The sequence below is a fragment of the Streptomyces sp. NPDC058877 genome (assembly GCF_042742855.1).
Taxonomy (GTDB): domain Bacteria; phylum Actinomycetota; class Actinomycetes; order Streptomycetales; family Streptomycetaceae; genus Streptomyces.
Map to the genome: position 1 here is coordinate 1 of NZ_JBHYMF010000230.1, position 9,910 is coordinate 9,910.

General features: G+C 72.9%; 10 protein-coding genes. 4 read left to right on the forward strand and 6 right to left on the reverse strand.

Annotated features, from left to right (window positions below):
- Positions 1-50: 50 nt before the first annotated feature.
- Together ACFW2Y_RS31795 and ACFW2Y_RS31800 are read right to left on the reverse strand one after the other, a co-directional pair.
- Positions 51-317 carry a hypothetical protein gene (locus ACFW2Y_RS31795; RefSeq protein WP_384885990.1) on the reverse strand — a complete coding sequence of 89 codons (267 nt, stop codon included), beginning with the start codon at positions 315-317 and terminating at the stop codon, positions 51-53.
- A gap of 191 nt (positions 318-508) precedes the next feature.
- Complete coding sequence (locus ACFW2Y_RS31800; protein WP_384885992.1) at positions 509-1,291, reverse strand: hypothetical protein; 783 nt, start codon at positions 1,289-1,291, stop codon at positions 509-511.
- A gap of 217 nt (positions 1,292-1,508) precedes the next feature.
- On the opposite strand from ACFW2Y_RS31800, the gene ACFW2Y_RS31805 reads away from it, so the two are divergent.
- On the forward strand, positions 1,509-2,162 hold the full coding sequence (locus tag ACFW2Y_RS31805) for a transglycosylase family protein (protein WP_384885994.1): 654 nt from the start codon (positions 1,509-1,511) through the stop codon (positions 2,160-2,162).
- A 19-nt stretch (positions 2,163-2,181) separates the two neighbouring features.
- On the opposite strand, the gene ACFW2Y_RS31810 is transcribed toward ACFW2Y_RS31805, so the two are convergent.
- From ACFW2Y_RS31810 to ACFW2Y_RS31820, 3 genes are read right to left on the reverse strand one after another with little or no spacing between them, the layout of a single operon-like run.
- Positions 2,182-2,844 carry an ATP-binding cassette domain-containing protein gene (locus ACFW2Y_RS31810; protein ID WP_384885995.1) on the reverse strand — a complete coding sequence of 221 codons (663 nt, stop codon included), beginning with the start codon at positions 2,842-2,844 and terminating at the stop codon, positions 2,182-2,184.
- Entirely contained in the window at positions 2,841-5,354 is a 2,514-nt protein-coding gene (locus ACFW2Y_RS31815) for an ATP-binding cassette domain-containing protein (protein ID WP_384885997.1), read from the reverse strand. Before ACFW2Y_RS31815 ends, ACFW2Y_RS31810 begins: the two co-directional genes overlap by 4 nt.
- Positions 5,342-5,740 carry a hypothetical protein gene (locus tag ACFW2Y_RS31820; protein ID WP_384885999.1) on the reverse strand — a complete coding sequence of 133 codons (399 nt, stop codon included), beginning with the start codon at positions 5,738-5,740 and terminating at the stop codon, positions 5,342-5,344. The genes ACFW2Y_RS31815 and ACFW2Y_RS31820 overlap by 13 nt, the downstream gene beginning before the upstream one ends.
- Before the next feature lie 134 nt (positions 5,741-5,874).
- Between ACFW2Y_RS31820 and ACFW2Y_RS31825 the strand changes: the two genes are divergently transcribed.
- The gene (locus tag ACFW2Y_RS31825) at positions 5,875-6,348 is read left to right on the forward strand and encodes a hypothetical protein (protein ID WP_384886001.1); all 474 of its coding nucleotides are present in this window, start codon (positions 5,875-5,877) and stop codon (positions 6,346-6,348) included.
- Positions 6,326-7,618 (forward strand): ABC transporter substrate-binding protein, encoded by a 1,293-nt coding sequence (locus ACFW2Y_RS31830; RefSeq protein ID WP_384886003.1) that lies wholly within the window; start codon positions 6,326-6,328, stop codon positions 7,616-7,618. The genes ACFW2Y_RS31825 and ACFW2Y_RS31830 overlap by 23 nt, the downstream gene beginning before the upstream one ends.
- 40 nt (positions 7,619-7,658) lie before the next feature.
- Here the strand turns inward: ACFW2Y_RS31830 and ctaD are convergent, their stop codons facing one another.
- Entirely contained in the window at positions 7,659-9,371 is a 1,713-nt protein-coding gene (gene ctaD / locus ACFW2Y_RS31835) for a cytochrome c oxidase subunit I (protein WP_384886007.1), read from the reverse strand.
- A gap of 308 nt (positions 9,372-9,679) precedes the next feature.
- Between ctaD and ACFW2Y_RS31840 the strand changes: the two genes are divergently transcribed.
- Complete coding sequence (locus ACFW2Y_RS31840) at positions 9,680-9,895, forward strand: I78 family peptidase inhibitor (RefSeq protein WP_384886005.1); 216 nt, start codon at positions 9,680-9,682, stop codon at positions 9,893-9,895.
- Positions 9,896-9,910 lie beyond the last annotated feature (15 nt).

The following is a 9,910-nucleotide window of genomic DNA, read 5'->3' on the forward strand; positions in this document are numbered from 1 at the left end:
GCCCTCAGCCGTGTGTCGACGTCCTGGGTGCGGTTCTTCCCTCTTCCGTACTAGAGGCCCCTGCGGGGCCCCGGCGGCAGTGCTGCCGGAGCCTGCGGGGGCTGGGCCGACCACACGGGCGGATGCGGTGCCGCGTACCGGTGGCCCTGCCCGTACACGCCGGTTCTCAAAACCGTGCCGAAGGCCCGGAAGCCCAGTTCCTCCTCGCCGCTGCGGTCGCCCGGCAGGGTGCGGAACGACCTGCGGTACTCCGAGTACAGGGCGTCGTAGATCGGCGTGGGCGAGGGGCCCGCCGAGACTCCCTGCGCAGGGCGCATCGAAGGGATCTGGCTCGGATACGGCTGGAGGAACGGGTCGTATGGGTGCACATAGGTGCCAACGACCCGGCCGCCCGTCGGATGCGGTCGGTTCTCGGAAAGGGGGGCGCTCCGGGGACGTGGCACGGTCGGGACGTCCGACCCCGCCCCGGGAGGCTCCGGTCGCCCTATGCCGAGCCCGCCGTCTCCCATCAGGTGCCGGCCAGCGGCATCGCGGCGGCCACCAGACGGCCGTTCGCCGCGGCCTTCTCCAGGGCGTCGCGCAGCAGGTCCTCGCGCGGCTGCTGGCCGATCGAGCCCACCGGGGCGGCGAAGACCAGGACCGTGTGCGACTTGTTCGCCGCCGTGCGCCAGCCCTCGGTGACCTGGAGCGGCTGGTGGGCCTGCCACCACGCGGCCTGCCCCGCACCGCCCGGACCCGGCTGGAGGACGGAGTGCAGCTGCCCCATCGCGACCAGGACGGACCAACCCGGCAGCACCGCCGGTCGCTCGTCGAGGCTCGTCACCGGCTGGAAGCCCTGCTCGGCGAGGAGCGGCAGGAATTCGTCGGTGAGGCCGTCCGAGCCCGGTCGGGCCACCGGGGCGGTCGGCTCCACCACCAGCGCCGGGTGCAGCTCGCCCTCGATCAGGACGAGACCGCTGGTGACCCCGAGCACCGCCTGTTCGGGGTGGGAGGCGGAGAGGGCGTCGGCGGCGTTCGAGGCGGTGATGGAGGCGACGGCGCCCTGGAGCTGCTCCTCGGCGACCCGGACGACCTGCGAGGGGATGCAGCTGGCGTGGGCGAACGCGAGCACCGCGGTCTCCTCGCCGACGAACAGGACCGTGCTGGTGCGCTCCTGGTCGGAGTCGCCCGGTGTGCGGCAGGAGGTGCAGTCGTAACTGCCCGGGGCGTTGTCGCCGGCCAGCAGCCGGTCGGCTTCTTCGTCGCCGATCTCGGTGCGTACGTCCTCGCTGACGTCGAGCATGCGCGGCACGGGGGACTCCCTGGACTCGGTGCGGGGGACGCCGGGCCGTTTCCCGAGCGCCTCATGCCGAGTTCAACGGGTCAGGCTCGGCCGGGGTCACGCGCGGATGCGGGGCAAGTTGCCGGTGGCGTGTGCGAGGGGCCGCATGACTCCGACCGGGTGGGATGTGAACGGTGTTCCGCGCGGCACGGACCGGGGCCGTCGAGGGGCTGCCTAGCCTGCCCCGATGTCGAAGATCCGATTTTGGACGTCCGGTTCCCTGGTGGCGGCGTCCACGGTGGCGCTGCTCGCCCTGGCTCCGGTGCCCGCCCAGGCGCGTGACGCGTCTCCCGCTCCGGTGGACGTCCCCGCCCCGCTCGCGGTCCGAGAGGCGTCCGCAGGGGCCGGGAAGGAAGCCGCAGCGGCGCTCCAAGAGGTGTCGGACGCGCTCCACGAGGCCGCCTCCGCACCCGCGTACGCCTGCGCCGACGACCAGTGGCCCTGGGGCTGCGTCGCCGAGTGCGAGAGCAGCGGACGCTGGCACGTCAACACCGGCAACGGCTTCTACGGCGGACTCCAGTTCTGGCACCCCACCTGGGTCGAGCACGGTGGCCTCGCCCACGCCCGGCGTGCCGACCTCGCGACCCGGCAGCAGCAGATCACCGTCGCCGAGGAGGTGTTGCGCACCCAGGGCTGGGGGGCCTGGCCCGTCTGCTCCAAGCGGTACGGCCTCAGCGGGCGCGTCCACACCGTCCGGTCCGGCGACACGCTCAGCGCGATCGCCCGCCGCTTCGCGATCGAGGGCGGCTGGCAGGCGCTGTACGCCGCGAACCGCGCGGTGATCGGGGCCGATCCGAACCGCCTCGTCGTCGGTGCCATGCTGCGGATCGCCCCGCTCTGAGAGGGGGCGCCACCCGACGTCAGCGGTACTCGACCGGCTCCCCGCTCGACGCACGGGAGCCGCGCCGCAGTTCGTGCACGAGCGAGCCGTCCGGCAGCCCGTCCGGCAGCCGCTGCTCCGCCAGGAGCACGGCCGCCCCGCCCTCCACGGCGAGCGCCACGAGGCCCTGGTAGGTACGGGCCGCCACCTCCGGTGCCATGCCCAAGGACGGTTCGTCGACGAGCACCACGCGCGCGGTCGCCAGCAGGGCGCGGGACAGCGCCAGCATCCTGCGCTCCCCTCCGGAGAGCGTCCCGGCGGTCCTGGACAGCAGCGGAACCAGCTCGGGGTACGGGGCGGCGGCATCGGGGGCGGGGGCGGGGGCCCCGGGAACGGCGAGTGCGAGGTTCTCGGCGACGGTGAGGCCCGTGTACACCGCCTGTTGGTCCGGCACGAAGCACAGCCCCCGGCGGGCCCGTTCGTGTGCCGACAGGCGGGTCGCGTCGGTCCCGTGCCACTCCACCCGGCCCGCGGACAGGCCCACCGTGCCGGCGAGCGCGCGCAGGGCGGTCGTGCGCCCGGAGCCGTTGCGCCCCAGGAGAACCGTCACCGTACCGGCCGGCACCGGCAGGTCGAGCCCGTGGAGGGCCTCCAGGGGCCCGTAGCGGACCCGGGCGGCGCGCAGCGCGATCTCGATGCTCACGACAGGATCCGCCCCCCTTCCATGGTGTGCACCACGTGCGCGATCCCGGCGACCAGGTCCGGGTCGTGCTCGACGACGAGGACGGTCAGGCCGTCCGCCGCGAGGGCCGTCAGGATCCGGGCCAGGGCGGCCGTCTCGGCGGCGTCGAGCCCGGCGGCCGGTTCGTCCAGCAGGAGCGTGTGCGGCCGTCCGGCCAGCGCACGGGCCAGCTCGACCCGGCGCAGGGTTCCGGTAGGCAGGTCCGCCGCGGCCCGGTGCCGTACGGGGCCGGCGAGCCCGAACAGCCGCAGGCAGCGCTCCACACCGGTCGGGTCCCCGGGGCCGCCGCCCTGCTCCTCGCCGAGGCGGACGTTCTCCTCCACGGTGAGCGACGGGAAGACCACGAGCTGTTGGAACGTCCTGGCGATGCCGAGCCGGGCTCGGGCGGGGGCGGAGCGGGCCGTGATGTCGATGCCGTCGAGCGTGATCCGCCCCCCTCCCCGGCCGGGGCGGAGCGCTCCGGCGAGACAGTCGAAGAGGGTGCTCTTGCCGGCGCCGTTGGGGCCCACGAGGGCGGTGATGCGGGCGGGGGGGAGGGCGAGCGTGACGTGGGAGAGGACGACCACCCCGCCGGGGTGGACGAGGGACAGGTCGTGGGCGCGGAGCCCGGTGCGCGGCGCGGGGCCCCGGGGGCGCACCCGGTGCGCGGCGGCCCGGGCGCCGCGGGAACGGCCGTCCCCGCGCGCCCCGCCCGTCGGGGGGCGCCCTCGCCGGCCGGCCGGCAGCAGGTCCGCCAGCGGGGGGAGCCTGCCCGTGAGGGCCGCGAGGAGGCCGATCAGCACCGCTGCCGCCCCTGCCTGGGAGCCCGCGTCCAGCGTGGTCAGGAGTGCCGCCGCGGCCAGCGGGGTGAGGAGGCTGTCCGCGCCCAGCACCAGGACGGCGGCGAACCAGAGGAGGCCGCGGATCGGGTCGTACGCCTCCGGGTCGAAGGCGCGCAGCCCCATTCCGAGGAGGCCGCCGCCGAGGGCCGCCAGGGCCGCGCCCAGGACGAAGACGAGCACCTTCAGGCGGGGTGCCGGGACGCCCGCCGCCTCCGCACCCGGTTCGTGGTCCCGCAGGGCGGCGAGCGCCCGGCCCGTACGCCCCCGACGGAGGGCTGCCACCAGGGCCAGGCAGCCGGCCAGGACGGTCAGCTCCAGGGCGTAGAAGGCGCGGTCGTCGGAGAAGCCCGCCGGGCGGCCGAGGGACAGTCCGGCCGTCGCGTACGGCTGGGTGAGGACGAAGCGACTGACCGCCACCCCCACGGCGAGCGTCGCCAGGGCCAGGGCCAGGCCGTGGCGACGGATCGCCGGCCAGCCCGTCAGGAGCCCCGCCGCGGCGACCGCCGGCACCGCGAGTCCCAGCGCCAGGAGCAGGGGAATCCCCGCCGCGGCCAGCAGCGCCGTGAACAGCGCGCCGAGCCCCGCGTACGCCGCCTGTCCCAGTGCGATCTGCCCGCCCCTGCCGGCCACCAGGACCAGCGACAGCAGGATCACGGCGAGGGCCGGGACCTGGACCGCCGTGTGCAGGTCGGAACCGGCGAGACCGAGGGGGAGGAGCAGCAGGACGCCGACCACGAGCCACAGGGCCGTCGGCACGCGGCCGGACCGCACCGGCGGCGGCAGCGCGTCCCGACCCTTGCCCCCGACGCCCGGCAGGGCGAGCGCCGCCACCAGCAGGGCGACGACGAACAGGTTCGCGCCGACGGACTGGAGGAGCGGTCCGGTCCAGCCCTCCGGGTGCAGCCGGGTCAGCTGCGCCTGCGCCACTCCGATGGCGAGCGCGGCCCCCACCGCCACCGGAAGCGACCGCATCCGGGCGATCACCGCGACCGCGATCACCTCGACGACCAGCAGCGGCATCCCGTACGGGTCGAGCCGGACGTACGGGGCGAGCAGCACGCCCGTCAGCCCGGCCGTGAACGAGCCGAACGCCCAGCCGGCCGCCGCGACCCGGTCCGCGTCGATCCCCGACAGGACGGCGAGCGGGCGATTGTCCACCACGGCCCGCAGCTCCCTGCCGAACCGGGTCCACCGGGTCACCGCCCCGACCAGGAAGGCCAGCGCCACCACCGTCGTGAGCTGCACCCACGGATCGTCGCCGAGCAGCACCGGCACGTCGTTCCGGGCACCGGGCCCCCACCACAGCACCGCTCCGCCGACGAGCAGCACGAAGACGCCGATGGTGGCCACCAGGGTCTGCGCGGGGTTCGAGCCGCGGAGGGCCAGCGGCCGGAAGACCCCCCGGTCGAGTGTCAGGCCGATGCCGGGGGCGATCACCAGCAGGGTGACCAGGGCCCCCAGGGGCAGCGGCCAGCCCCAGACGACCACCAGCTGGCGCAACGCGTACGCGCAGACCATGGCGATGGCGCCGTGCGCCAGGTTCAGCACGCCGGTGGCCCGGTAGGTGACGATCAGGCCGATGCCGGTGAGCGCGGCGGCGCTGCCGACCGCGAGGCCGGCCAGCGTCAGCTCGTACGTCAGGGAGGCCACGGCTCACACACCGGGCAGGGGGCGAGTTCCGCGTCCCCGACGTCCACCGCCTCCGCCTTGCCCGCCACCAGCGGGCAGTCCGGGCGGTGCGCGAGGGTCCCGCCCGGGACCCGTAAGGGCGGGCCCTCCGAGGACGGCGGGGAAGTCTCCTCCGGTTCGGCCGGAGCCGGCTTTGGAGGGGGTGCGGGGAGCAGTGCCGCCACCCCGATCAGGACCGCGCCCGCCACGATCAGCGCGGCCCCCGGCACCGTGCACGAGGCCAGGTAGGGAAGCTGGCGCTCCGCGTACCGTTCGCCGGAGATCCCGTACCAGCCGAGTGCGCAGAGCACCGCACCCCCGGCGACCGTTGCGAGACCGCTCCACAGCAGGATCCGGGACGTCGGCACGGGGCCTCCCTCCTCTCTTCCTTGCACTATGCCCCGATACGTCCCACCCTGGAAACACCAGCCGCTACGGACTGCCGAGACACCCGGTGGTGAGCCAGATGGTTGTCGAACGACGCGGTGCACGATCCCGTCTCGTGGCCCTCGGGGCCGTTGCAGTCCTCGCCCTGGCACCCGCCCTCGCGGGCTGCTCGGACGACGGCGGGACGACCGGCGACACCACGGCCCCGTCGGCCCCGTCGGGGAGCGACGAGCCCGCCGATCCGGTCCTCGCCAAGGCCGAGATCACCAAGAACTGGACGGCCTTCTTCGATCCGAACACCCCCCTCGCCGAGAAGGTGAAGCTCCTGGAGAACGGCGAACAGATGCAACCGGTCCTCGGCGCGTTCGCCGGCGACAAGAACGCGGCCGCGACCTCCGCGAAGGTCACCGGCATCGAGTTCACCTCGGCCACCGACGCGAACGTCACCTACGACCTGCTGGTCGGCGGGGCGCCGGCCCTGCCCGACTCCCAGGGGACCTCCGTCCTGCAGAACGACACCTGGAAGGTCTCCGTGAAGACGCTCTGCGGCCTGGTCGAGCTGAGCGGTGTCACCGTTCCGGGCTGCTGAGGCGGTCACGGCGCTGCTCCTGGCCGTACTGTTCGCCCTGCTCGCGGGGTGCGGCAGCCGACTCCCGGAGCGCGCCTTCGAGACGCGGCCCACCGCCAACCCCTCCGGCGGTGAGCCGCTCCGCGTCGGCATCATCACCAGCGCCACCAGCCCGGTCGGCGGGCAGGCCTTCACCGGTCCGCGGGACGGGGCCCGCGCCTGGTTCGACGCCCTCAACGCGCACGGCGGCCTCGACGGGCGCCGGATCGAGGTGGAGACCTGTGACGACGGCGGCAGCGGGGTCGGCAACAACGCGTGCGTGCACCGGCTGATCGACGAGCGCAAGGTCTTCGCCCTCGTCGCCACCACCGCCCTGAACTACGCGGGCGCCCCCCTCGTCGCCCGGGCCGGCGTCCCGGACATCGGGGGGCAACCGCTCACCCCCGCCTACGACACCTATCCGCACCTCTACGGGATCTACGGCAGCTCCGCCCCCCGCACCGGCCGGGAGCCCGGTTGGGGCGGCACGCTGTACGGCGGGACCGAGGTGTACCGCTGGTTCCACGAGAAGCTCGGTGCGCGGACCGCCGCCGTCGTGTCCTACAACCAGGCCGCCTCCGCCGCGTACGCCCGACTGGTCGCCCGCGGGCTGCGGACCGAGGGCTACCGGGTGGTCGAGGAACAGGTCGACTTCGCACTGCCCAACTTCCGTGCGGTCGCCGCCGACCTGCGGGCCGAGCACGTCGACCTCCTCTTCGACGCGATGGACACCCACGGCAACGTGCGGTTGTGCGAGGCGATGGAGGCGCTCGGGGTACAGGTCGCCGCCAAGGTGACGAACGTGCAGAACTGGTCCTCGGCCGTCTCGCGCGACTATGCCCGGGCCCCCGGTTGTCGAGCCGCGCTGTGGGTGACCGGATCGAGCCGGAACTACGACGACACCGGTCATCCGGCGGTCCGCGAGTTCCGGGCGGCGATGGGGGACCGGCCGCTGTCCCAATGGCAGTTGGAGGGGTGGGCGGCGGCGATGTGGTTCACCGACGCGGCCCGCTCCTGCCTCGCCGGGGGCGCGCTGACCCGCGACTGCGTCGAGGGGTTCATGAACCGTCAGGAGCCCTACACCGCGGATGGGTTGCTGCTTCCCGTCCGGTTCGAGCACCTGACCGATCCGCCGAAGACCCGTCACACCTGTCTCTCCGTGGCCCGTTGGCAGGACGGTCATGGCTGGGTGAGCCAGGGCGACATGACGGAGAACTGCATGACCGTTCCCCAGCTCGGCTACCGGCTGTGAGCGGCGCCCCCGCGGCCCACGGACCGCTCGGACGCGGGGCTCAGGGACCGATCGCCCCGGAGTCCCGACCGGACGGGTGGAGGTCCGACGGCGGGGCCGTGAGCCGCATCCGCTCGTACGCGGCGAACTCCGGGTGGTGGAGGTCGAAGGCCGGCGACTCGGAGCGGATCCGGGGCACGGTGTCGAAGTTGTGCCGGGGCGGCGGGCAGGAGGTCGCCCATTCCAGGGAGCGACCGAAGCCCCAGGGGTCGTCGACCTCGACCTTCGCCCCGTACCGCCAGGTCCGCCACACGTTGTAGAGGAACGGCAGCGTGGAGGCGCCGAGGAGGAAGGCGCCGATCGTCGAGACGGTGTTGAGCGCGGTGAAGCCGTCGACCGCCAGATAGTCGGCGTACCGCCGTGGCATCCCCTCCGCGCCGAGCCAGTGCTGCACCAGGAAGGTGGTGTGGAAGCCGATGAACAAGGTCCAGAAGTGGATCTTCCCGAGCCGCTCGTCGAGCATCCGGCCGGTGAACTTGGGCCACCAGAAGGAGAACCCGGCGAAGGTGGCGAAGACGACCGTGCCGAAGACCGTGTAGTGGAAGTGGGCGACCACGAAGTACGAATCGGTGACCTGGAAGTCCATCGGCGGCGAGGCCAGGATGACGCCGGTGAGCCCGCCGAAGAGGAAGGACACCAGGAAGCCGACGGACCACAGCATCGGGGTCTCGAAGGAGAGCGAGCCCCGCAGCATCGTCCCGGTCCAGTTGAAGAACTTGACCCCGGTCGGCACCGCGATGAGGAACGACAGCAGCGAGAAGAACGGCAGCAGCACCGCGCCCGTGGCGAACATGTGATGGGCCCAGACCACCACGGAGAGGCCGGTGATCGCCATGGTGGCGCCGATGAGCGTCGCATAGCCGAAGATCGGTTTGCGGGCGAAGACCGGGATGACCTCGCTGACGATCCCGAAGAACGGCAGCGCGATGATGTAGACCTCGGGGTGGCCGAAGAACCAGAAGAGGTGCTGCCAGAGGAGTGCCCCGCCGTTCTCGGGTTGGAAGACCACGGAGCCCAGGCGCCGGTCCGCCTCCAGGACCAGCAGCGCCGCAGCGAGGACGGGGAAGGCGACGAGCACCAGGATCGCGGTGAAGAGGACGTTCCAGGTGAAGATCGGCATCCGGAACATGGTCATCCCCGGTGCCCGCATCCCGATGATGGTGGTGAGGAAGTTGACCGAGGTCAGGATCGTGCCGAAGCCGGAGAGCGCGAGCCCCGTGATCCAGAGGTCGACGCCGATGCCGGGGGAGTGCTCCGGACTGTTGAGCGGGGCGTAGGCGGTCCAGCCGAAGGCCGCGGGGCCGTCCGGGACGAACAGGGAGCCGAGCACCATCAGGCTGCCGAAGAGGAACAGCCAGTACGAGAACGCGTTGAGCCGGGGGAAGGCGACGTCGGGCGCGCCGATCTGCAGCGGCACCAGTTCGTTCGCGAAGCCGGCGAAGGTGGGGGTGGCGAACAGCAGCAGCATGATCGTGCCGTGCAGGGTGAAGGCCTGGTTGAACTGCATGTTCGAGATGAGCTGGAGGCCGGGGCGCGCCAGCTCGGCCCGCATCAGCATGGCCATCAGCCCGGCCACCAGGAAGAAGGCGAACGCGGTGCCCAGGTAGAGGTGGCCGATCTTCTTGTGGTCGGTGGTGGTGAGCCAGTCGATCAGGATGCGGCCGTGGCGCTCCCGGGTCGATTCGACAGTCGCGGTCGCCGTCCCGTTGCCCATCGCTTCCTCCGCTTCGCCGCCGTCCCGGACCGGCGTCCCCTGGCGTTCGGACAGCGTAAGCACTGCGTAAGGAAAGACGGGAAGCCTCGGGCGCGCGTCGCCCGCGCAATTCGGACCGGAAGAGCGGCAGCGGCAATGAGACGCACCTTCCCGCTGCTCGGTGAACCCTTCGTGTAAACAGCTGGAAGTCGCTCGGAATTGCTGGAGAAACTGCTGTGGGTCGTCTCTCTGAGTGGCGGTGGGCGTGTCAGACAGATGTCGAGAACTTGTGACACAAGCGTGACCGCCAGGGGACTAACGTGAGGTTCATGGCACCCACTTCACGCACTCCCGAACCGTCCTCCGACGCTCCCGAGTCCTATGTGGGCCTCGGTGCCGAAGGAGCCGAGCGACTCGCCAGGAGCCGGGGTTGGCAGGTCGTCAGGTCCCTGCCGCCCGGCGCGATCGTCACCATGGAGTACCTGGACGGGCGCATCAACTTCGAGGTCGAGGGCGGTGTCGTCGTCCGCTGTTGGCTCGGCTGAGGAGCCTGCAGACCC